This window comes from Amycolatopsis sp. H20-H5 (assembly GCF_035828755.1).
Lineage (GTDB): Bacteria > Actinomycetota > Actinomycetes > Mycobacteriales > Pseudonocardiaceae > Amycolatopsis.
Genome location: NZ_JAYMZS010000092.1, coordinates 1 through 21853, shown reverse-complemented (window position 1 = coordinate 21853; position 21853 = coordinate 1). Strand labels below are relative to the sequence as shown.

Here is a 21853-nt window from a genome sequence, read left to right as displayed (position 1 = left end):
CGACCGACCACGAGACAGGAAGAAACCCATGGAGCTGAACACTTTCACCCAGTCGGACGACTACGTCACGCACTACCGGCTGTGGGGTGAGGCCACCGGTGGCGACGTGATCGTCATGCTGCACGGCGGCATGAGCCACTCCGGCTGGCAGGGCCCGCTGGCCGAGCCCGTCGTCGCGGGCTCCGGCCTGTCGTTCGTCGCGACGGACCGGCGCGGCTCCGGCCTCAACGCGGGCCGCGGCCACCTGCCGGACCGGGACCAGGCCGTCGCGGACACGGTCGAGTTCCTGCGGTTCCTCGCCACCCGGTTCGAGCGGGTGCACCTCGCGGGCTGGTGCTTCGGCGCGCAGGTCGCGTCCGCGGTGGCAGCCGAGGTCGCGGGGGAGGGGCTGGTGACGAGCCTGCTGATGATCTCGCCCGGATTCGTCTTCAACGAGCGCTACAGCGACGTGCTTTCGCTGTCGGTCGACTCGGCGCTCGCGGCCGTGCGGGAGTTCGGCATCGAGCCCGCGAAGGACCGCGCCTACATCCAGGTTCCGTTGCAGACCAGTGACTTCACCACGTTGCCGGACTGGCACAAGTTCATCCTGGAGGACGACCTGCGGCTGACCACGGTCACCGAGGCGACGGTGGACAGCTGGGGGGCGCTGGCGGAACTGGCCGAACAGAAGTTCCCGCACGTGGGGGACATCCCGGTGCTCGCCGTGTTCGGCAGGCAGGACCGGCTGGTGGACAACGAGCGGGTCGAGGCCTTCCTAACCGGGCACCGGCCGGTGACGGTCGAGCACTTCGACACGGGCCACGCCGTGCAGTTCGAGGAGCCCGATAAGCTGGCCGGCGTCGTGACGGCGTTCGTGTCGTCCACGCGATGAGCGAACCGGCGAGGGTGAAAGTGTCGACAGCGTCCGGAGGCCGCTCGCGGCAGCCAACCACCGAAGAACGGCCAGGGCTCTGGTGGCTGCTGCCACTGGCGCTCGCGACCTTCGCGGTGGGCACCGACAATTTCGTCATCGCCGGGCTCCTGCCCGCCATCGCGGGCGACCTGCACGTTTCCGTGGCCGCCGCCGGGCAGCTCGTGACGTTCTTCGCACTGACGTTCGCGCTGTCCGCGTCGGTCCTCGGCGCGGCGCTGAGCGGCTTGAACCGGCGCACCGCTTTGCTGCTGGCACTGGGTTTGTTCGTCGTCGGCAACGTCGCGACGGCGCTGGCCACGGACTACACCTGGGTGCTGATCTTCCGCGTGCTCACCGCCGTCGGGGCGGGCACGATCACCTCGACGGCTTCGGGCACGGCCGTCGCGCTGACCCCGGAGGCGCGGCGTGGCTGGGTGATGTCCATTGTGCTCGGTGGGCTCAGCGCGGCGACCGCGATCGGGCTGCCGCTGGGCACGCTCGTCGGCGGGGTCGACTGGCGGCTGACGCTGTACGGGGTCGCCGGGCTCGGCCTGGTCGCGATGGCCGGGATCGCCCTGCGGCTGCCGCCCGTGGTGCTTCCGGCCGTCCGGCTGCGGGTCCGGCTCGCGCCGCTCGCCCACGGCTGGACGGTGGCCGTGCTGGTCACCACGGTGCTGCTGTTCAGCGGCACGTACACGCTCTACACCTATCTGGCGCCCGCGGTCGCCTCCGTGACGCTGGGCTCGGTCGCGACGCTGACGGTGGTGCTGCTGCTGTTCGGGCTGGGCTGCCTGACCGGCACGCTGGTGTCCGGCAGGCTTTCCGATCGGTTCCAGCCGGAGCGGGTCGTGACGGTGAACCTCGTCGCGAGCCTCGTCCTGCTCCTGCTGGGGCCTTGGGCGACAGCGCACCTGGCGAGCACGCTGGTCTGGGTGGCCGTCTGGGGCGCGGTCGCGTCGGCCTCCACCGTGCCGCAGCAGCACCTGCTGGTGCGGTCTTCGCCCGCCTCCGCGCCGGTCCTGCTCGGCCTCAACTCGTCCGCGATCTACCTGGGCATCTGCTTGGGCGGCGCGGTCGGCGGTCTCGGCCTCCGGGTGGTCGAGCCGGACCATCTGGAGTGGCCTGCCGCGATTCTGACCGCGCTCGCGCTCCTGCTGACGCTCGCCCGCCGCCGGACAACGGCGCCCGCGGAGCTTTCGGCAGGTTAGTTGACCTGGAGCGCGCTCCAGCCCCTACGGTCGGGGCATGACGAATCCGGAGACCAGGCAGGACCGTTTCGACCGCGGGATGAAGGTGCTCGCCGAGGTCGACGGTGAAGGGGGACAGCGGGTCATCGACGCGCTGGCGGACGTTTCGCCCGAGCTCGGGCACCAGGTGGTGGCCTGGGGTTTCGGAGAGGTCTACGCCCGGCCGGGCCTCGCCGCGCGGGACCGCCAGCTGGTGACGCTCGGCATGCTCACCGCGCTCGGCGGCTGCGAGCCGCAGCTGAAGGTGCACGTCAACGCCTCGCTCAACGTGGGGCTGAGCCCGGAGGAGATCGTCGAGGCGCTGCTGCACTCGGCTGTCTACTGTGGATTCCCGAAGGCGCTGAACGCCACGTTCGCCGCCAAGGAGGTCTTCGCGGAGCGCGGCCTGACCGTGAACCAGGACTGAACCGGGTCACGGTCAGCGCAGGATGAGCAGCTCCGTCCGGCCACGGCTCCAGTCGGGCGGGACCACGGCCAGCGCGTCGGCGAGAGCGGCGCCCCACAGTGTGCCGGGCCGGTCGTGCCCGGCCGGGACGGCTTCGTCACCGGCGCGCAGGACGGGGATCAGCCTGGTGTCACGGGGATGCGCGGTGACGTCGCCGGTCAGGCGCGCGGTGGTCACCGGGGGTGGAGCGTGGCCGCCGAACCCGGACACCAGCGGCGCCAGCAGCGTCACCACCGCGGCCAGCGCGGCGAAAGGGTTGCCCGGCAGGCCCACGACGCACCGGCCGTCGGGGAGCACCGCGAGGAGCTGGGGATGGCCGGGGCGGCAGGCGACGCTCGCGATCACCAGGTCCGCGTCGAGGTCCCGCAACGCGCCGCGGAGATGGTCGGCGGGCCCCTTCGAGGTCGCGCCGCAGACGACGAGCACCTCGGCGTCCATAGTGGACAGACTGTCGGCCAAGGCGGGGCGCTGGTCGGGGAGCTGCCTGCTCGCGACGAGTTCGCCGCCCGCGGCGCTCACCAGTCCGGGCAGCAGCGGCCCGATCGCGTCCCGCACCCGGCCGGGCGGCGGTGGCCCGGCGGACACCAGCTCGTCCCCGGTCACCAGCACCGCGACCCGGGGGCGGCGATGGACCACGAGCGTGTCGTAACCGACGCTCGCGGCGAGGCCCAGCAGCGCGGGCGTGACCGGCCTGCCCGACGGGATCAGTTCGACGCCGCAGGGGCAGTCCTCGCCCGCGCGCCGGATGTGCCGTCCTGGTGTGACCTGGCCGGTTACGCGATCTCTCGCTCGCTCGGCGTGTTCCACCGGCAGGACGGTGTCCGCGCCGAGGGGGACCGGAGCGCCGGTCGCGATCTCCACGGCTTGGCCCGGCCGCAGCGCTTCGGGGAACGGCTCGCCGCCCGCGTGCACCCGGCCGAGGACCGTCCACGGCCCGTGCCCGGCGACCGCGAAGCCGTCCATGGCGGAGTTGTCGAACGAGGGGAGCGCCGTCAGCGCCAGGACCGGATTCGCCAGCACGGTGCCCAGCGCCCGGTCCAGTGCCAGCTCAACGGGATCGAGGGGTTTGGCCGTGACCCGCGCTGCTTCCCGCGCTTCGTGCCACGAAACCGGCTTGTGCATCCGCGCTCCCCGTTTCGGTGCCGACCGTGGACTTCCCGCTGGACCGGTGCTATAACCAAAGACTACTTCATACGGTATACAATAGCCAGGTAGGCAGGGTGGGAACCATGTCCTTTCCATCAGCGACTCCCCTTCCATCGGTACCGGCCATCGCCGTCCAGGAGCTCCGGGACGTCTACGGCCGCCGGTACCGCGTCGGCGAAAGCGATCGTGAGCTCCTCGGCCGGTCCAGGGGCTGGATGTTCTGGCTGAGCTGGGCGGCGATGCTCGCCGCCGGTATCCAGCAGTACGGGTTCGCCGCCATCGCGCCCACCCTCACCCAGGCCTACGGCTGGACGTTCGGCGAGGTCGTCCTTTCGCTGGGGCTCTGGACGGTGTGCCAGGCCGGAGTCGCTTTCCCGGCCGCTCGCCTGCGTGATCAGGGCAAGCTACCGCCGGGTGCCGCCGTGGTCACCGGTGCTGTGCTGTGCGCCATCGGCCTCGCCACCCTCGGCCACGCCACCAGCCTCCCCGTCGTCTTCCTCGGCTACTCCGTGCTCGGCGGGATCGGCACCGGCCTCGTCTACGCGACCTGCGTGGGCACCGTGATGAAGTGGTTCCCCGACCGGACGGCCGCGCGGGTCGGCGCGGTGAGCGGCGCGTTCGCCTACGGCTGCGTCCCGTTCGTGCTGGCCGCCGGTGCCTGGCTCGACGTCGGCAGCCGCGCCTTGCTGCTGGACACCGTCGCCGCGGTCGTGCTGGTGGTGATCGCCGCGGCGGGCGTCCTGCTGCGCGACCCGCCGAAACACTGGTGGCCCATCCATCCCGAGCCGCGCGCGTGGGCGCTGGACAAGGTGCACAACCGGAGTGTGTCGGTGAACCGGCCCGCGGTGCGCCAGTACCGGCCGGGCGAGGTGCTGCGTTCCCGGGTGGCCGTCGCGATGTACGTCATCGTCATGCTGGCCGCCGCGGTTCTGCTGTTCGACCTCGCCTACCTGTCGACCTTCATCGCGGCACGGGGCGCGGGCCCGATGCTCGCCGCGGCCGCGCTCAGCGTGCTGGCCGGGGTGACCGGCGCTGGCCGGGTGCTGCTGGGCTGGCTGTCCGACCGGCTGGGCAGGCGGCGGATCCTGCGCCTGGCGATGGTCACCGGCGGCGTCGCCCAGTTCGTCCTGCTCTACTCCGGCGAGCACCGCCACGCGGTGGGCCTGGTGCTCGGCGCGGCGCTCGCGGGCCTCGGCAACGGCTGCTGCTACTCGCTGCTCGTCGGGCTGGTCCGGGAGTACTTCGGCGAGGAGTCGGTGCTGCAGAACTTCGGCGTGCTCTACAGCGCGAAGGCCGCGGGCGCCGTGCTCGGGATCGGGCTGGCGGCGTTCGTCGTGTCCACGCACGGCTACCTCGGCGCGTTCGCCGCCGCGGGCGTGCTCAGCATCGCCGGTGCGGTGCTCGCCGGGCGGCTTTCCCAGCCGGGACGGCCGAACCTGCTGCCGATCGCCCGCTGACGATGGGCCGGGTGACGACCAGGCGTCGCGTGCTGCGCGTCGTCGACGGCGTGCCGGACGCGCGCCCGGACACCCTCACCGTCGAGGAGCCGCTGGAGATCCGGGTCGGTGGCAAACCGCTGTCGGTCACCATGCGCACCCCCGGCGACGACTTCGACCTCGCCGCCGGGTTCCTGGTGAGCGAGGGCGTGGCACGGGATCCCGCCGACATCCGGTCCCTCCGCTACTGCGCGGGCGCCACAGTGGACGGTGGTGGTAACACCTTCAACGTGCTCGACGTCCTGCTCGCCGACGGGGTGCCCCCGCCGGATCCCTCGATCGAGCGCAACTTCTACACCACCTCCTCCTGTGGGCTCTGCGGCAAGGCGAGCCTGGACGCCGTCCGCACCACCGCGACCTGGCCGGTGGCCGAGACCGCGTTCCGGCTGGAGCCCGCCGTGCTCGTCGCGCTCCCGGACCGGCTCCGCGCGGCGCAGAAGGTCTTCGACCGCACCGGCGGGCTGCACGCCGCCGGGCTGTTCGACGCCGAGGGCGGCTTGTTGTGCCTGCGTGAGGACGTCGGCAGGCACAACGCCGTGGACAAGGTCGTCGGCTGGGCGACGCGCGCGGGGCGGCTGCCACTGGCCGGGGTCGTGCTGATGGTGAGCGGCCGCGCCTCGTTCGAACTGGTGCAGAAGGCCGTGATGGCCGGGATCCCGATGCTCGCCGCGGTGTCCGCGCCCTCGTCGCTCGCCGTCGACCTGGCCGCGGAACTGGGCCTCACCCTGGTCGGCTTCCTGCGCGGAAACTCGATGAACGTCTACAGCAGGCCGGACCGCCTCGGCCTGGGCTAGCCCAGGCCGAGGCCAGGCATTGGCGGACGTCCTGTGCGGAGTCCACAAAGGTCTCGGCCGCCCACGGCGGGCGCATGCCCGTGCTCGCCTCGAGCTGGCTGGCGAACTCGGTGTCGGTGAACGTCCGCATCCCGCGGTCGTGGATCAGCACGATCTCGCGGGTGCCGAGCAGCCGCCAGTAGTTCCCCGCGTTCGCGACGAGCGGGTCCGTCTCGCGCCCACTCAGCCGCCGAGGATTTCGCGGGCGAGGGTGGCGGTCTCGCTCGGCGTCCGGCCCACCGCGATGCCCGCGGCCTCCAGCGCCTGCTTCTTGGCGGCGGCGGTGCCCGCGGAACCGGAGACGATGGCGCCCGCGTGGCCCATCGTTTTTCCTTCCGGCGCGGTGAATCCGGCGACATAGCCGACCACCGGCTTGGTCACGTGCTCGCGCACGTACGCCGCGGCACGCTCTTCGGCGTCACCGCCGATCTCTCCGATGAGGACGATCAACTCGGTCTCGGGATCGGCCTCGAAGGCCTCGATCGCGTCGATGTGGGTGGTCCCGATCACCGGGTCGCCGCCGATCCCGACGCAGGTGGAGAAGCCGAAGTCCCGCAGTTCGTGCATCAGCTGGTAGGTCAGCGTGCCCGATTTGGACACCAGCCCGATCGCGCCCGGTTTGGTGATGTCGGCCGGGATGATGCCCGCGTTGGCCTTGCCGGGGCTGATGACGCCGGGACAGTTCGGCCCGATGATCCTGGTCTGGCCGCCGGTCGCCACCGCGTGCGCCCAGAAATACGCCGAGTCGTGCACCGGGACGCCCTCGGTGATCACCACCGCGAGCCCGATCCCGGCGTCGACCGCCTCGATCACCGCGTCCTTGACGAACGGGGGCGGGACGAAAAGGACGGTCACGTCCGCGCCGGTGGCGGCCATCGCGTCGGCGGTGGTCCCGAAGACCGGCAGCGACCGGTCGTCGAAGCCGACCTCCTGCCCCGCCTTGCGCGGGTTGACGCCGCCGACGACGTTGGTGCCCGCCGCGAGCATCCGCTTGGTGTGCTTCAAGCCTTCGGAACCGGTCATGCCGGCGACGATCACGCGGGAGTTCTCATCGAGGAAGATCGCCATCTCAGGCCTCCACAGTGGCGAGTTTGGCCGCTTCACGGGCGGCGTCGTCCATCGTGGCGACCACGGTGACCAGCGGATGCGCGGCTTCGGCGAGGATGCGGCGGCCCTCGGCGACGTTGTTGCCGTCCAGCCGGACGACCAGGGGTTTGCGGGCGCGGTCACCGAGCTGGTCCAGCGCGCGCACGATGCCGGTGGCGACCGCGTCGCAGGCGGTGATCCCGCCGAAGACGTTGACGAACACGCTGCGCACGGCCGGGTCACCGAGAATGACGTCGAGCCCCGCGGTCATCACCTCGGCCGAGGCGCCGCCGCCGAAGTCGAGGAAGTTCGCGGGCCCGGCCGCGCCGACCTCGGCCGCCGCGGCCGCGACGACGTCCAAAGTGGACATCACCAGGCCGGCCCCGTTGCCGATGACGCCGATGACGCCGATGTCGCCGTCGAGCTTGACGTAGTTGAGGCCCGCCTCGTGCGCTTTGCGCTCCAGGGGGTCTCCGGCGCCTGCGTCGGCCAGCGCCTCGTGCGCGGGATGCCGGAAGGCCGCGTTGTCGTCGAGCGTGATCTTCCCGTCGAGCGCGAGCACCTTGCCGTCGGTCGACTTGGCCAGCGGGTTCACCTCGACGAGCGTGGCGTCTTCACCGACGAAGACCAGCCACAGCCGCACCAGCACCGCGGCCACCTGCTCGGCGACCGCGGCGGGGAAGTTCGCGGCGGCGACGATCTCCCTGGCCTTCGCCTGATCGACCCCGCTGATCGGATCTATCGGGATCCTCGCCAGCGCCTCGGGCTTGGAGACGGCGACTTCCTCGATCTCCATCCCGCCCTCGACGGACGCGATGGCGAGAAAACCGCGGGCGCCCCTGTCGAGCAGGTAGGAGACGTAATACTCCTCGGCGATCGGGCTCGCCTCGGTGACCAGGACCTTGTGGACGGTGTGGCCCTTGATGTCCATCCCGAGGATGTCGTCGGCGAGCTGTTCGGCGTCGTCGGGACCGTCCGCGAGCTTCACTCCGCCCGCCTTGCCCCGGCCGCCGGTCTTCACCTGCGCCTTGATCACCACGGTGCCACCGATCCGATCGGCGGCTTCGCGCGCCTGCTCGGGGGTGGTGGCGACGCCGCCACGAAGGACGGGTACGCCGTAGCGGTCGAAGAGGTCTCGCGCCTCGTGTTCGAAAAGGTCCACGCCAGGAGTCCTTTCTCACTGCGGGGAGGGCCGGCCGGTGCCGCGGGGCCGCCAAGGGGCCGGTCTGGTGCCGGTCCGGTGCCGAAACGGTGCTGGGAAGAAAACCGCCGATCGCCCCTGGACACCGGGCCGCTCTGAGAGTAATCCTATGCCTACCTCATACGGTATGCAATCTACAGTTCGGCATCGAAGAGGTCCGGCGGGTAGATGCGGCAGACCCGGAAAACCGAGCGCACGGATCAGAGAGGTCCGGCGTGAGTCAGGAGGAGTTGAGCATGGCGCCCATGGGAAATGGTCCGAGCGCGAGTGAAGGGGATCAGGACACGATCTCCGGCGGCCACCTGGTGGCCAAGGCCCTCAAAGCCGAGGGTGTCGACACCATCTTCACCCTCTGCGGCGGGCACATCATCGACATCTACGACGGGTGCGTCGATGAGGGCATCGCGGTCATCGACGTCCGGCACGAGCAGGTCGCCGCGCACGCCGCGGACGGGTACGCCCGGATCACCGGAAAGCCCGGCTGCGCCGTGGTCACCGCGGGTCCCGGCACCACCGACGCGGTCACCGGGGTGGCGAACGCCCTGCGCGCGGAGAGCCCGATGCTGCTCATCGGCGGCCAGGGGGCGCTGGCCCAGCACAAGATGGGGTCCCTGCAGGACCTGCCGCATGTCGACATGATGACGCCGATCACGAAGTTCGCCGCCACTGTGCCGTCCACGGCCAGGATCGCCGATCTGGTCTCGATGGCGTTTCGCGAGAGCTTCGCGGGCGCACCGGGACCGTCGTTCCTGGAGATCCCGCGGGACATCCTCGACGCGAAGGTCCCGCTGAGCCAGGCGCGGATCCCGGCGGCCGGTCAGTACCGGGCGTCCACCCGCAACGCCGGTGACCCCGCGGACATCGAGAAGCTGGCCGACCTGCTGGTCAACGCGAAGAAGCCGGCGATCCTGCTGGGCAGCCAGGTCTGGACGACCCGGGCGACCGAGCCCGCCACCGAATTGGTGCGCACGCTGAACATCCCGGCGTACATGAACGGCGCCGGGCGAGGCACGCTGCCGCCTGGCGACCCGCACCACTTCCAGCTTTCGCGCCGCTACGCCTTCGACAACGCGGACGTCATCGTTATCGTCGGCACCCCGTTCGACTTCCGGATGGGCTATGGCAAGCGGCTCAGCCCGGACGCGACCGTGGTGCAGATCGACCTCGACTACCGCACCGTCGGCAAGAACCGCGACATCGACCTCGGCATCGTCGGCGACGCGGGCCAGGTGCTCGCCGCCGTCGCCGAAGCTGCCACCGGCCGGGTCGACAACGGCGCGGTCGGGCGCAAGGTCTGGCTCGAGGAACTCGCCGCGGTGGAGGAGAAGGCGAAGCAGAAGCGCCTGCCGCTGCAGCACTCCGACGCCAACCCGATCCACCCCTACCGCCTGGTGCACGAGATCAACGAGTTCCTCACCGAGGACTCGATCTACATCGGTGACGGCGGCGACATCGTCACCTTCTCCGGTCAGGTCGTGCAGCCGAAGTCGCCGGGCCACTGGATGGACCCCGGTCCACTCGGGACACTCGGCGTCGGCATCCCGTTCGTGCTGGCGGCCAAGCACGCGAGGCCCGACAAGGAGGTCGTCGCGCTGTTCGGCGACGGCGCGTTCAGCCTCACCGGCTGGGACTTCGAGACGCTGGTGCGGTTCAACCTGCCGTTCGTCGGCGTCGTCGGCAACAACTCCTCGATGAACCAGATCCGCTACGGCCAGGCCGCCAAGTACGGGCTGGGCCGCGAGCGGATCGGCAACACCCTCGGCGACGTCCGTTACGACGAGTTCGCGCGGATGCTCGGCGGGCACGGGGAGGAAGTACGCGACCCCAAGGACATCGGCCCCGCGTTGCAGCGCGCCCGCGAGTCCGGCAAGCCGTCGCTGATCAACGTCTGGGTCGACCCGGACGTCTACGCACCGGGAACCATGAACCAGACGATGTACAAGTAGCGAGAGGGCGATTCCATGGGAAAGGCACTGGAGGGCGTTCGCGTCCTCGACATGACCCACGTCCAATCAGGACCTTCGTCGACGCAGATCCTCGCCTGGCTGGGCGCGGACGTGATCAAGCTGGAGACGCCCGGCCGCGGCGACATCACCCGCGGGCAGCTGCGGGACCTGCCCGGCGTCGACAGCCTTTACTTCACGATGCTGAACTCCAACAAGCGCAGCATCACGCTCAACATGAAAAGCGAAGAAGGCAAGAAGGTCTTCGCGAAGCTGATCGCCGAATCCGACGTCCTGGTCGAGAACTTCGGCCCCGGGGTGGTGGACCGGTTCGGGTTCTCGTGGGAAAAGCTCGCCGAGCTCAACCCGAAGCTGATCTACGCCTCCATCAAGGGTTTCGGCCCCGGCAAGTACGTCGACTTCAAGGCCTACGAGGTGATCGCGCAGGCCATGGGCGGCGCGATGAGCACCACCGGTTTCGAGGACGGCCCGCCGACCGCGACCGGCGCGCAGATCGGCGACTCCGGCACCGGGATCCACCTGGTGGCCGCGATCCTCGCCGCGCTCTACCAGCGCACCACCACCGGGCGCGGCCAGCGCGTGCAGGTCGCCATGCAGGACGCGGTGCTCAACCTCTGCCGCGTCAAGCTGCGCGACCAGCAGCGGCTCGCGCACGGCCCGCTCAACGAGTACCCGAACGACGTGTTCGGCGACGAGGTCCCGCGCTCGGGCAACGCGTCGGGCGGCGGGCAGCCGGGCTGGGCGGTGCGGTGCGCGCCGGGTGGGCCGAACGACTACATCTACGTGATCATCCAGCCGGTCGGCTGGGGACCCATCACGCAGCTGATCGGCCAGCCCGAGCTCGCCGAGGACCCGGACTGGGCGACCCCGGAAGCGCGTCTGTCCAAACTGGACAAGGTGTTCGCGCTCGTCGAGACCTGGACCGAGAAGCACACCAAGTGGGAGGTGATGGAGGCGCTCAACGCCCACAACGTCCCGTGTGGACCGATCCTGTCCACCAAGGAACTCGTCGAGGACGACTCGCTCGTCGTCGAGGTGGACCATCCGGAACGGGGCGCGTTCAAGACCGTCGGCTGCCCGCTGAAGCTCTCGGACTCCCCGGTCGACGTCGAGCGTTCACCACTGCTCGGTGAGCACAACGACGAGGTGTTCGCCGAACTCGGCTACAGCGCCGAGCAGGTCGGCGAACTCCGCACCGCAGGCGTGATCTAGAGGAGACGAAAGCAATGCCGGACAAAGAGATCGTCCAAAAGCTACTCGAGAAGGCCGCGGCGGAGGGCCGATCGTCGCTGACCGCGCCGGAGGGCAGGCAGGTGTGCGAGGCCTACGGGATCGCCACCCCGCGGGAACGGCTGGCCACCACCGCCGCCGAGGCCGTCGCACAGGCCGCCGAGCTCGGCTTCCCGGTGGTGCTGAAGATCGTGTCGCCGGACATCCTGCACAAGACTGAGGCGGGCGGCGTGCTGGTCGGCCTCGTCTCGCGGGAACAGGTCGCCGAGGGTTTCAAGTCCATAGTGGACAACGCGGCGAACTACGACCCCGAGGCGGAGATCCTCGGTGTGCAGGTCCAGCAGATGCTCACCTCCGGGCACGAGGTGATCATCGGCGCCACCACCGACGAGACGTTCGGCAAGATCGTCGCGTTCGGCCTCGGCGGCGTGCTGGTGGAGGTGCTCAAGGACGTCACGTTCCGGCTGGCGCCGACGAGCCGCGACGAGGCGCTGTCGATGATCGACGGCATCGCGGCGGCGGAGATTCTCCGTGGCGTCCGCGGCGCCGAGCCCGCCGACCGCGAGGCGCTGGCCGCGCTGATCCACGCCGTCGGCGAGCTGGTCACCGACTTCCCGGAGCTCGCCGAGGTAGACCTGAACCCGGTGCTCGCCACCGCGTCCGGGGCGACCGCGGTGGACGTCCGGATCCTCATCGACCCGGACGCGGCGAAGACGCCGGTGCGGTTCACCCAGGAGGAAATCCTGGCGTCGATGAACCGGATCATGAAACCGGCCGCCATCGCCGTGATCGGTGCCTCCGCCGAGGAGGGCAAGATCGGCAACTCGGTGATGAAGAACCTGGTGAACGGCGGTTACGCGGGGGAGATCTACCCGATCAACCCCAAGGCCACCGAGATACTGGACCGCAAGGCGTACGCCAGCATCGCCGACGTACCGGGCGAGGTGGACGTCGCGGTGTTCGCCATCCCGGCCAAGTTCGTCGCCGCGGCGCTGGAGGAGGTCGGCAAAAAGGGCGTGGCGGGCGCGATCCTGATCCCGTCGGGCTTCGGCGAGACCGGGAACATCGAGCTGCAGGACGAGGTCGTGGCGATCGCGCGCAAACACGGCGTGCGAGTGCTTGGCCCGAACATCTACGGCTACTACTACACGCCGGAGAACCTGTCCGCGACGTTCTGCACGCCGTACGACGTGAAGGGCGGCGTCGCGCTGACGTCGCAGAGCGGCGGCATCGGGATGGCGATCCTCGGGTTCAGCCGCTCGGCCAAGATGGGCGTGTCCGCGATCGTCGGCGTCGGCAACAAGGCGGACCTCGACGAGGACGACCTGCTCACCTTCTTCGAGCACGACGACAACACCAACCTGATCGCCATGCACCTCGAAGACCTCAAGGACGGCCGGTCGTTCGCGGAGACGGCCAAGCGGGTCTCGCTGAAGAAGCCGGTGATCGTGCTGAAGGCGGGCCGCACCACGCAGGGCGCCAAGGCGGCGAGCTCGCACACCGGCGCGCTGGCCGGGAACGACAAGGTCTACGACGACATCCTGCGCCAAAGCGGGGTCATCCGGGCGCCGGGGCTCAACGACATGCTCGAGTACGCCAGGGGTGTGCCGCTGCTGCCGACGCCCCAGGGCGAGAACGTCGTGATCATCACCGGCGCCGGTGGCTCGGGAGTGCTGCTGTCCGACGCCTGTGTGGACAACGGGCTGAGCCTGATGGAGATCCCGCCCGATCTGGACGTGGCCTTCCGCAAGTTCATCCCGCCGTTCGGCGCGGCCGGGAACCCGGTCGACATCACCGGCGGTGAGCCGCCGTCGACCTACCGCAACACTGTCGCACTGGGACTGTCCGACGAGCGCATCCACGCACTCATCCTCGGCTACTGGCACACGATCGTCACGCCGCCGATGGTGTTCGCGAGGCTCATCTGCGAGGTCGTCGACGAGTACCGGGCGAAGGGGATTCACAAGCCTGTCGTCGCGTCGCTCTCGGGTGACGTCGAGGTCGAAGAGGCCAGCGATTACCTGTACCAGCACGGGATCGTGGCCTATCCGTACACGACGGAGAAGCCGGTGACCGTGCTCGGCGCGAAGTACCGCTGGGCGAGGTCGGCCGGATTGCTCGGCTGAAACGTCTTCCCAAGCACGAGAGGAGGGACGAAGATCCACCGCACGTCGGCAGCAGAGGGACACTAGTCAACGGTGACGAAAGCGAACTCTTATGACCACAGCCGTACCGAGCTACCAGGAGATCACAGACCAAAACGGGAGAGTTTACCGGGTTGGCGAAAGCCCACACGACATCTTGGGGAGATCGCGGTCGTGGATGGTCTGGCTGCCCTGGATCGCCATGATGGCGGTCAGTGTCTTCGAATACGGGTGGGGCGCAGTTGTAGACACGTTGAAGGACAAGAACGGCTGGACGCTCACTGACGCGTTCTGGCTGGCGAGTATTTGGGCCGTCTTCCAGGCCGGGATCGCGTTCCCGGCCGGACGGATGCGGGAGAAGAACATCGTCTCGGCGAAGACGGCGATGCTGGCGGGCGCGGTGCTCAGCGGGATCGGCTACGTCACCATCGCACACACGTCGAACCTCTTCGTGGCGTTCCTCGGCTACGCGGTGTGCGGTGGGACCGGGGCCGGTCTCGTCTACGCGACCTGCATCAACATGGTCGGCAAGTGGTACCCCGAAAAGCGGGGCGCGCGCACGGGGTTCGTGAACGGCGGGTTCGCCTACGGGGCCGTTCCGTTCATCTACATCTTCAGCGCGTTCCTCACCCCGACGAACTATTCGGTGGTGCTGGACCTCATCGGCCTCTACATGCTGATCGTGGTCGCGATCTGTGGATTCCTGTTCAAGGACCCGCCGAAGAGCTGGTGGCCCGCCGAGGTCGACCCGCTCGGCTGGGCCAGGAACAAGTCCGGCAACAAGGGCCTGGCGAAGAACCCGCCCGCGGTCAAGCAGTTCACGCCGATGGAGGCGATCCGGACCGGCATGCTCCCGCTGATGTGGGTGTGCCTGGTGATCATCGGCGGGGTGTCGTTGTTCGGCATCAACTTCCAGGTCCCGTTCGCGAAGGAAAGCGGTTTCGGGCCGTTCGTGGCCGCTTCGTCGGCAGGCGTGCTCTCCATCGTCAACGGAACCGGCCGGGCCGTGGTCGGCTGGGTGTCGGACCGGATCGGCCGCCGCCAGACGCTCACCATCGTGCTGGTGATCGCCGGGCTCGCGCAGTTCGGCGTGATGTACGCCGGGAACACGAAGGATCTGCCGCTGTTCATGATCTTCGCGTTCCTGACCGGGTTCGGCGGTGGTGCGTTCTATCCGCTGTTCGCCTCACTGGTGCCGGACTACTTCGGGGAGAACTACAACGCCTCGAACTACGGCCTCGTCTACAGCGCGAAGCTGTTCGGCGGGGTCGGCGGTGGCGGCCTCGCGGCCGGGGTGGTCAGCGCTTGGGGCTACACCGGGGCGTACATCCTCGCCGGCTGTATCGCACTGCTTTCGGCCGTGCTGACGCTGTTCCTGCGTCAACCCGGGCGCGCGACGCCCGGTACCACCTCCGCGGCGGACAAGGCGAGTTCGCTTTCGCCCGCCGCGGAGGGCGCCGGCTGATCTCCGCTACGCCGGCGGGGCCTGGGTGCGTTCGTGATACGCCTGCCGGGTCCGCTCGGTGTGCTTGGTCATGATCTCCTCGGCGACGACCACGTCCTTGGCGGCGATGGCTTCGATCAGCTGGGCGTGCTCGTACCAGGCGTCCCGGCCCCGCGGGCGGGCGATCGGTGTGTAGTACCAGCGGACGCGGCGGTCGACGAGCCCGATCAGCTCGGCGAGCACCGTGTTCCCGGACAGTTCGGTGATGAAGGCGTGCAGTGAGGCGTTGGCCGCCACCAGTCGTTCGATGTCTTCGGCGGCCAGCGCCTCCACTCCTTCGTTCTGCAGTTCCCACAACCGTTTCACGTCTTCCGGGGTGGCCAGACCGGCGGCGAGCTTCGCGGAGTGCGTTTCCAGCACGCTGCGGACGCTCAGCAGCTGGTCGGCCTCTTCCTCGGTCGGCAGGTGCACGAACGCGCCCTGCGCGGGCTTGAGGTCGACCCAGCCCTCGGTCTGCAGGCGCTGCAACGCCTCCCGTACCGGCTGCCTGCTCACCCCCAGGTACTCGGCGAGGTCGGCCTCGACCAGATGCTGGCCCGGCTCGAGCGTGCGGTTGACGATCAGCTCGGCCAGCGCCTCGTAGACGACCTGGCGCAGCGGCGCCGGCCGCTCGACGCGGCGCGAAGCCGTGCCGCTGAGCGGACCTTTCGCGGTACGGCGGCCGGTGGGCCCACGGTCGGGCAGTGGCGAGATCGGCTGGCTCACGGGACACCTCTCGCTGGAATCGGCTGGACTGAGAATCGATCATGGAACTGCATCGATCAGGGACCTGCTTAAAGGATACAGGTTTTGGTATGCAAAATTCACTCTTGGGTCAACAACGTGTGTTTCCTGGCAAAACCCTATCCCTTGAGTTGCCTACAGGATACTGTATGCAATCGTTGTCGACCCAGGAGGCACATCATGAAGGTGGCTGTTCTCGGTGCTGGTGCCATCGGCGCCTATGTGGGCGCGGCGCTCGATCGGGCCGGGGTGGAGGTCCACCTGATCGCCCGCGGCCCGCACCTGGAAGCGATGCGCAGGCACGGCGTTCAGGTGCGCAGTCCCCGCGGTGACTTCACCGCCAGGCCGCACGCCACCGACGACCCTGGCGAGATCGGCGAGGTCGACTACGTTTTCCTTGGCCTCAAAGCACATTCCTACGCCACGTCGGGTGCGCTGCTCGCGCCGTTGCTCGGCAAGGAGACCGCCGTCGTGGCGGCGCAGAACGGCATCCCGTGGTGGTATTTCCACGGGATGACCGGGCATCGGCTCGACGGCCGCCGGATCGACGCGGTGGACCCCGGCGGCGCGGTGAGCGCCGTGCTCGACGTCCGCCGCGCGATCGGCTGCGTCGTCTACTGCTCCACGGTGATCGAGCGTCCTGGCGTCATCCGGCATCTCGAAGGCACCCGGTTCTCCCTCGGCGAACCCCGCGGCGGTGTCTCGCCCCGGTGTGTCGCGCTGAGCGAAGCGATGAAAGCGGGCGGCCTCAAGGCGCCGGTCGAGCACAACCTGCGCGACGACATCTGGATCAAGCTGATGGGCAACGTCGCGTTCAACCCGCTCAGCGCGCTCACCCGCGCCACCATGGCCGAGATCTGCGAGCACGCCGACACCAGGGCACTGGTCGCCACGATGATGGCCGAGACCGTCGAGATCGCCCGCGCGGCGGGCAGCGACCCGCAGGTTTCCATCGAGAAGCGCATCGACGGCGCCTGGCGGGTCGGCGGGCACAAGACGTCGATGCTGCAGGACCTCGAGGCCGGCAAGGCACTGGAGATCGACGCCATCATCGGCGCCGTGGTCGAGATCGCCGCGCTGACCGGGGTGCCCGCGCCGGCGCTGCGCAACGTGCACGCGGCCATCGGCCTGCTCAACCGCACGGCCTCGGTTCCCGCCGGTTCGGCCTGACCCCAGTAGGAGAGCAGCCATGACGCCCAGGAACCGCGAACCGCGCGCCCGGCCGTGGTGATCCACCGGGAGGAGCTCGCGCGGACCATCGCCGCGGTGGTCGAACCGGCCGCCTACCGGGCCGACCAGCTTGGCAGGTTCCCGCGTGAAGCCGTGAAAGCGTTGGGCCGCAAGGGGATCCTGGGCATGACGGCGTCCAGGCGGCTGGGCGGCGGTGGTGGCGGCCTCGCCGACGCGAGCCGGGTGGTCGAGCAGGTGGCGGCGTCCTGCGCGGGCACCGCCACGGTGTTGCGCTCGCACTTCTCCGCCGTCGCCGTTCTCGAGGCGCACGCGGATTTCGCGCTGCGCAAAGACATCGCGTCCGGGCAGCACCTCAGCACACTCGCTTTGTTCGACGCCGGGCCGGATCGGCGGCTGCTTTCGCCGACGGGCACCGCGTGGCGGCACGGGGGAGTGGTGGACCTGAACGCGCGCAAGGCATGGGTCATCTCGGCCGGTGAGGCCGACAGTTACGTCTGGTCCAGCCGCCCGCTGGGCGCCCACGGGCCGGCGACGCTGTGGCTGGTCCCCGGCTACGCGCCGGGCCTGCTGGTGCCGGCCGATCACGGGGGCATCGGCCTGCGCGCGAGCTCGTCGACCACGGTGTGCGCCGATCCGGTCCAGGTGCCGGAGGCCAATCTGCTCGGTGTGGACGGCGACGCGACGGACGCGGTGCTCGATCTCGCGCTGCCGTGGTTCCTCGGGCTCGGCGCGGCCGTCGCGCTCGGGCTGATGGAGGGCGCGATCGCGGCGGCGCGAGCGCAGGCGGACGGCCGCGGCGCCCGGACGGAACTGGCCAGGATGCGGCTGCGGGCGGACGCGGTGCGTGTTCTGCACGACGACGCGCTCGGCGCCTTCGCCTGGCATCCGGGACAGGCGCTGCACAAGCTGTTCCAGCTCGCGCTCGCTTCGGCCGAAGGCGTCGTCGCCGTCACCGATCTGGCGATGAAGCTGTGCGAGGACGCGGCGTTCCGGCGTGACGTCGGTATCGAGCGGCGGTTCCGGGACGCGCGGGCCTCGTGCGCCATCGAGCCCACGGTGGAGACCGTGCTCGAGTTCGCCGCCCGTTGACCGCCCGTTGACCGGCAGCCGTCTCGCGGGCTATTCTCGATATGCGAAACAAATATTCCGCATTACGGAATTTAGTGAGGTTGAGGTACGCCATGGCTGTAGTCGCCGGTTCACGTCATTCGCTGCGCTACGACGTCAACCTGTCGATCCTGTTCACCGAACTCCCGCTCCTCGAGCGGGCCGCCGCGGCGCGGGCGGCGGGGTTCGCCGGTGTCGAGTTCTGGTGGCCGTTCGCGGTCGCGGAACCCCCGGCCGCGGAGGTCGACGAGTTCGTCCGCTCGGTCGAGGCCGCGGGAGTCGCGTTGACCGGGCTGAACTTCTTCGCCGGCAACATGCCCGCCGGTGACCGGGGGATCGTCTCCTGGCCGGGGCGGGAGGCGGAGTTCGCCGCGAGCGTCGAGATCGCGGTGGACATCGCCGAACGGCTCGGCTGCCGGAGCTTCAACGCGCTCTACGGCAACCGCGTCGATGGCGCCGACCCCGGTGAGCAGGACAAACTCGCGCTGGCGAACCTGGGTGCCGCGGCCGAGGCGGCCGAGCGGATCGGCGCCCAGCTGGTGCTGGAACCGCTCTCGGGCGCGGAGCGCTACCCGCTGAAGACCGCCGCGGACGCGGTCACCGTGCTCGACGAACTGGGGCGCGACAACGTGAAACTGCTGGCCGACTTCTACCACCTGGCGGTCAACGGCGAGGACCTCGACGCGGTCATCGCGGTGCACGCGACCCGGATCGGGCACGTGCAGATCGCCGACGTGCCGGGCCGCAACCAACCGGGAACGGGCTCACTGGACATCGAGGGCTATCTGGAGAAAGTGCAGGCCGCCGGTTATCGCGGTCAGGTCGGCGTGGAGTACAAGCCGGCCGGGACCAGCGTCGAATCGCTGGTGTGGCTGCCTTTCGAGCGAAGGGGACAGGCATGACGAAGCTGGGTTTCATCGGACTGGGGATCATGGGCGGCCCGATGGCCGCGCACCTGGCCGCCGCCGGTCACGACGTGAGCGGGTACGACGTCAGCGCGGACGCCACCGCGAAACTGGAAGCCGCGGGCGGGCGGCGCGCTGCCGGTGTCGGTGAGGCGGTCGCTGACGCCGAGGTCGTGATCACCATGTTGCCGAACCACCCGCACGTCGAAGAGGTCGTGCTCGGGCCGGGCGGGGTGCTGGAGTCCGCGAAGCCGGGCACACTGCTGATCGACATGAGCACGATCCGGCCCGAGACCTCCATCGAGGTCGCGAAAACGGCTCTGGACAAGGAGATCCGCGTACTGGACGCGCCGGTCTCCGGCGGCCAGGCCGGTGCCGAGCAAGCCGCGTTGTCCATTATGGTCGGTGGTGAGGCCGCCGATTTCGCCGCCGCGCTGCCGCTGTTCGAACTCGTCGGGAAGACGGTCGTGCACGTCGGCCCGCACGGCGCCGGACAGGTGGTGAAGGCGGCGAACCAGCTCGTGGTGGGCGGGATCTACGGCCTGGTCGCCGAGGCGATCGTGCTGCTGGAAGCGTCCGGTGTGGACGCGGGCACCGGCCTCGACGTGCTCGCGGGCGGGCTGGCGGGCAGCCGGATCCTGGAGCTCAAACGCGAGTCGATGGTGGCCAGGCGCTTCGAGCCCGGTTTCCGGATCGACCTGCACCACAAGGACATGGGCATCGCGCTCGCCGCCGCCCGCCAGGCGGACGTCTCGTTGCCGCTCACCGGGCTGGTCGCCCAGCTCATCGCCGCCGGACGGGCCATGGGCTACGGCTCACTGGACCACTCCGCGCTGCTCAAGGTCACCGAAGGCCTGTCCGGCTACACCCGAGTGAAGGAGTGACCCATGCCCAGAGTTCCCGTCATGCAGGCCGTCGTCGACATTCTCGTCAGTGAGGGCGTGGACACCGCCTTCGGCTGTCCCGGCGCGGCTATTCTTCCGCTGTACCAAGCACTTCAGGGCAGTGGCATCGAGCACCTCATCGTCCGGCACGAGGAGGGCGCCACCCATATGGCCGACGGCTGGGCGCGCACGACCGGCAACGTCGGCGTCGCGATCGGCACCTCCGGCCCGGCGGGCACGAACATGATCACCGGTCTCTACACCGCGCAGGCCGACTCGATCCCGATCCTGTGCATCACCGGCCAGGCGGACTCGCGCAAGCTGCACACCGAGGCGTTCCAGGCGGTCGACATCGTCGAGATCGCGAAGCCGGTGACGAAGTGGGCGGTGCAGGCGAAGGAAGCGGCCCAGCTGCCGTGGCTGTTCCGCGAGGCGTTCCGGATCGCGCGGTCCGGCCGTCCCGGCCCGGTGCTCATCGACCTGCCGATCGACGTGCAGAAGCAGGAGATCGAGTGGGACTCCAGCATCGACGCCCCGTTCCCGATCGCCGTGCCGACGCCGTCCCCGCTGCGGGTGGAACGCGCGCTGGACATGCTGCTGGCGGCCGAAAAGCCGCTGATCCTCGCCGGTGGCGGGGTGGTGCTCGGCGAGGCGAGTGGCCGCCTCCGCGAGCTCGCGGAGCTGCTCGGCATCCCGGTGCAGGTCACGTTGATGGGCAAGGGAAGCTTCCCCGAGGACCACGAACTGTTCGCCGGGATGGCCGGGATCCAGACGTCCCAGCGCTGGGCCAACGCGGCGTTCCTGGAGGCCGACCTGGTGCTGGCCCTCGGCGCCCGATTCGGCGACCGCCACACCGGCGAGCTGTCGGTTTACCGCGGTGAGCGCGAGTTCATCCACGTCGACATCGAGCCGACCCAGCTCGGCAAGGTGTTCGGCCCCGATCTCGGCATAGTCTCCGACACCGGCGAGTTCCTCGACGCGCTGCTGGCCGCGGCCCGCCTCCGCACGCTCTCGCGTTCAGGGGCCTGGTCCGGGCGCGTCGGCGAGCTGAAAGCCGCATTGCCCCGGCGCGAGGACTTCGACGACACGCCCATCAAGGCGCCCCGGGTGTTCAAGGAGATCAACGACTTCTACGGCGAGGAAACCTACTTCGTCACGGCGATCGGCCTGTACCAGATCTGGTCCGGCCAGTTCCAGCGCGCGCACTTGCCGCGTCACTACCAGGTCTGCGGTCAGGCGGGCCCCCTAGGCTGGGAGATCCCCGCCGCGATCGGCGTCAAGAAGGCACGCCCGGACGCGGAGGTGGTCGGCGTCGTCGGCGACTACTCGTTCCAGTTCCTGGTCGAGGAACTCGCGGTGGCCGCGCAATATGACGTCGGTTTCGTGCTGATCATGCTGAACAACGAGTACCTTGGCCTGATCCGGCAGGCGGAACGCGCCTACGACATGAACACTGAGGTCGACATCCACTACGACGTGTCCGGCACGGACAACGTCAAGATCATGGAGGCCTACGGCTGTGCGGGCACCCGCGTCGTGGAGCCGGGCGAGATCCGGACCTCCCTGGAGTGGGCCCGTAAGGAGGCCGAGCGCACGAACCGCCCGGTCCTGGTCGAGATCATGATCGAGCGCGAGGCGAACGCCGCGATGGGCCCGGCACTCGACAGCGTGGTGGAGTTCGAACCCGTGCCGTGACCCTGAAGGCCACCATGACGGCGTTAAACGCCGTCATGGTGGCCTAATGGGGTTTGTTCGGGTCGGGTTCGTAGGCTTGGGCGTGGTGGCTGGTGGTGGGTGAGCACTCGTGTGGCCAGGGTTTTGTGAGACCTTCCTGAAGACCGTGCCCTCACCGTCC

At 69.6% G+C, this 21853-nt stretch carries 18 protein-coding genes; 14 read left to right on the top strand and 4 right to left on the bottom strand.

Annotated elements, in window-relative coordinates; genetic code table 11:
* The first annotated feature begins 28 nt into the window (after positions 1-28).
* Genes QMK34_RS35070 through QMK34_RS35060 form a run of 3 tightly spaced genes read left to right on the top strand, consistent with a single transcriptional unit; the run spans position 29 to position 2545 of the window.
* Positions 29-871, top strand: coding sequence for an alpha/beta fold hydrolase (locus QMK34_RS35070; RefSeq protein WP_326419004.1), 843 nt, complete (start codon positions 29-31; stop codon positions 869-871).
* Complete coding sequence (locus QMK34_RS35065) at positions 868-2100, top strand: MFS transporter (RefSeq protein ID WP_326419003.1); 1233 nt, start codon at positions 868-870, stop codon at positions 2098-2100. The genes QMK34_RS35070 and QMK34_RS35065 overlap by 4 nt, the downstream gene beginning before the upstream one ends.
* A 37-nt stretch (positions 2101-2137) precedes the next feature.
* Positions 2138-2545 (top strand): carboxymuconolactone decarboxylase family protein, encoded by a 408-nt coding sequence (locus tag QMK34_RS35060; RefSeq protein WP_326419001.1) that lies wholly within the window; start codon positions 2138-2140, stop codon positions 2543-2545.
* A gap of 12 nt (positions 2546-2557) precedes the next feature.
* On the opposite strand, the gene QMK34_RS35055 is transcribed toward QMK34_RS35060, so the two are convergent.
* Complete coding sequence (locus QMK34_RS35055) at positions 2558-3706, bottom strand: molybdopterin molybdotransferase MoeA (protein WP_326419000.1); 1149 nt, start codon at positions 3704-3706, stop codon at positions 2558-2560.
* 107 nt (positions 3707-3813) lie between these two features.
* On the opposite strand from QMK34_RS35055, the gene QMK34_RS35050 reads away from it, so the two are divergent.
* Both QMK34_RS35050 and fdhD read left to right on the top strand, forming a co-directional pair.
* On the top strand, positions 3814-5187 hold the full coding sequence (locus QMK34_RS35050) for an OFA family MFS transporter (protein ID WP_326418999.1): 1374 nt from the start codon (positions 3814-3816) through the stop codon (positions 5185-5187).
* 2 nt (positions 5188-5189) lie between these two features.
* On the top strand, positions 5190-6020 hold the full coding sequence (gene fdhD / locus QMK34_RS35045) for a formate dehydrogenase accessory sulfurtransferase FdhD (RefSeq protein WP_326418998.1): 831 nt from the start codon (positions 5190-5192) through the stop codon (positions 6018-6020).
* 222 nt (positions 6021-6242) lie between these two features.
* Here the strand turns inward: fdhD and sucD are convergent, their stop codons facing one another.
* Positions 6243-7127: a succinate--CoA ligase subunit alpha gene (gene sucD / locus QMK34_RS35040; protein ID WP_326418997.1), complete on the bottom strand. Its 885-nt coding sequence runs from the start codon at positions 7125-7127 to the stop codon at positions 6243-6245.
* A 1-nt stretch (position 7128) separates the two neighbouring features.
* Positions 7129-8307: an ADP-forming succinate--CoA ligase subunit beta gene (gene sucC, locus QMK34_RS35035; protein WP_326418996.1), complete on the bottom strand. Its 1179-nt coding sequence runs from the start codon at positions 8305-8307 to the stop codon at positions 7129-7131.
* 284 nt (positions 8308-8591) lie between these two features.
* Here sucC and QMK34_RS35030 point away from each other — a divergent pair, with 284 nt between their 5' ends.
* The 4 genes from QMK34_RS35030 (at position 8592) to QMK34_RS35015 (ending at position 15149) form a co-directional block, all read left to right on the top strand.
* A complete protein-coding gene (locus QMK34_RS35030) occupies positions 8592-10292 on the top strand; it encodes a thiamine pyrophosphate-binding protein (protein ID WP_326419012.1) in 1701 nt (566 codons plus the stop codon).
* Positions 10293-10307: 15 nt separating this feature from the next.
* On the top strand, positions 10308-11522 hold the full coding sequence (frc, locus tag QMK34_RS35025; protein ID WP_326418995.1) for a formyl-CoA transferase: 1215 nt from the start codon (positions 10308-10310) through the stop codon (positions 11520-11522).
* A 14-nt stretch (positions 11523-11536) separates the two neighbouring features.
* Positions 11537-13666 (top strand): acetate--CoA ligase family protein, encoded by a 2130-nt coding sequence (locus tag QMK34_RS35020; RefSeq protein WP_326418994.1) that lies wholly within the window; start codon positions 11537-11539, stop codon positions 13664-13666.
* Positions 13667-13757: 91 nt separating this feature from the next.
* Complete coding sequence (locus QMK34_RS35015) at positions 13758-15149, top strand: OFA family MFS transporter (RefSeq protein ID WP_326418992.1); 1392 nt, start codon at positions 13758-13760, stop codon at positions 15147-15149.
* Between the two features lie 6 nt (positions 15150-15155).
* Here QMK34_RS35015 and QMK34_RS35010 read toward each other — a convergent pair whose 3' ends face one another.
* Positions 15156-15893 (bottom strand): GntR family transcriptional regulator, encoded by a 738-nt coding sequence (locus QMK34_RS35010; protein WP_326418991.1) that lies wholly within the window; start codon positions 15891-15893, stop codon positions 15156-15158.
* A 198-nt stretch (positions 15894-16091) separates the two neighbouring features.
* Between QMK34_RS35010 and QMK34_RS35005 the strand changes: the two genes are divergently transcribed.
* The 5 genes from QMK34_RS35005 to gcl all read left to right on the top strand — a co-directional run bounded on the left by QMK34_RS35005 (position 16092) and on the right by gcl (position 21693).
* Complete coding sequence (locus QMK34_RS35005) at positions 16092-17081, top strand: 2-dehydropantoate 2-reductase (protein ID WP_326418990.1); 990 nt, start codon at positions 16092-16094, stop codon at positions 17079-17081.
* A 57-nt stretch (positions 17082-17138) separates the two neighbouring features.
* On the top strand, positions 17139-18191 hold the full coding sequence (locus QMK34_RS35000; protein ID WP_326418989.1) for an acyl-CoA dehydrogenase family protein: 1053 nt from the start codon (positions 17139-17141) through the stop codon (positions 18189-18191).
* Positions 18192-18283: 92 nt separating this feature from the next.
* The gene (locus QMK34_RS34995; protein ID WP_326418988.1) at positions 18284-19111 is read left to right on the top strand and encodes a hydroxypyruvate isomerase family protein; all 828 of its coding nucleotides are present in this window, start codon (positions 18284-18286) and stop codon (positions 19109-19111) included.
* Complete coding sequence (locus tag QMK34_RS34990) at positions 19108-19998, top strand: 2-hydroxy-3-oxopropionate reductase (protein ID WP_326418987.1); 891 nt, start codon at positions 19108-19110, stop codon at positions 19996-19998. Before QMK34_RS34995 ends, QMK34_RS34990 begins: the two co-directional genes overlap by 4 nt.
* A 3-nt stretch (positions 19999-20001) precedes the next feature.
* Positions 20002-21693: a glyoxylate carboligase gene (gene gcl / locus QMK34_RS34985; protein WP_326418986.1), complete on the top strand. Its 1692-nt coding sequence runs from the start codon at positions 20002-20004 to the stop codon at positions 21691-21693.
* The last annotated feature ends 160 nt before the right edge of the window (positions 21694-21853 follow it).

Bases quoted from the DNA above. Each gene is read 5' to 3' on its own strand.
- QMK34_RS35015 (WP_326418992.1), top strand. From the start codon at position 13,758: ATGACCACAGCCGTACCGAGCTACCAGGAGATCACAGACCAAAACGGG.
- QMK34_RS34990 (WP_326418987.1), top strand. From the start codon at position 19,108: ATGACGAAGCTGGGTTTCATCGGACTGGGGATCATGGGCGGCCCGATG.
- frc (WP_326418995.1), top strand. From the start codon at position 10,308: ATGGGAAAGGCACTGGAGGGCGTTCGCGTCCTCGACATGACCCACGTC.
- QMK34_RS35005 (WP_326418990.1), top strand. From the start codon at position 16,092: ATGAAGGTGGCTGTTCTCGGTGCTGGTGCCATCGGCGCCTATGTGGGC.
- fdhD (WP_326418998.1), top strand. From the start codon at position 5,190: ATGGGCCGGGTGACGACCAGGCGTCGCGTGCTGCGCGTCGTCGACGGC.
- QMK34_RS35020 (WP_326418994.1), top strand. From the start codon at position 11,537: ATGCCGGACAAAGAGATCGTCCAAAAGCTACTCGAGAAGGCCGCGGCG.
- sucD (WP_326418997.1), bottom strand. From the start codon at position 7,127: ATGGCGATCTTCCTCGATGAGAACTCCCGCGTGATCGTCGCCGGCATG.
- QMK34_RS35050 (WP_326418999.1), top strand. From the start codon at position 3,814: ATGTCCTTTCCATCAGCGACTCCCCTTCCATCGGTACCGGCCATCGCC.
- QMK34_RS35070 (WP_326419004.1), top strand. From the start codon at position 29: ATGGAGCTGAACACTTTCACCCAGTCGGACGACTACGTCACGCACTAC.
- QMK34_RS35065 (WP_326419003.1), top strand. From the start codon at position 868: ATGAGCGAACCGGCGAGGGTGAAAGTGTCGACAGCGTCCGGAGGCCGC.
- QMK34_RS34995 (WP_326418988.1), top strand. From the start codon at position 18,284: ATGGCTGTAGTCGCCGGTTCACGTCATTCGCTGCGCTACGACGTCAAC.
- QMK34_RS35055 (WP_326419000.1), bottom strand. From the start codon at position 3,706: ATGCACAAGCCGGTTTCGTGGCACGAAGCGCGGGAAGCAGCGCGGGTC.
- QMK34_RS35060 (WP_326419001.1), top strand. From the start codon at position 2,138: ATGACGAATCCGGAGACCAGGCAGGACCGTTTCGACCGCGGGATGAAG.
- QMK34_RS35030 (WP_326419012.1), top strand. From the start codon at position 8,592: ATGGGAAATGGTCCGAGCGCGAGTGAAGGGGATCAGGACACGATCTCC.
- gcl (WP_326418986.1), top strand. From the start codon at position 20,002: ATGCCCAGAGTTCCCGTCATGCAGGCCGTCGTCGACATTCTCGTCAGT.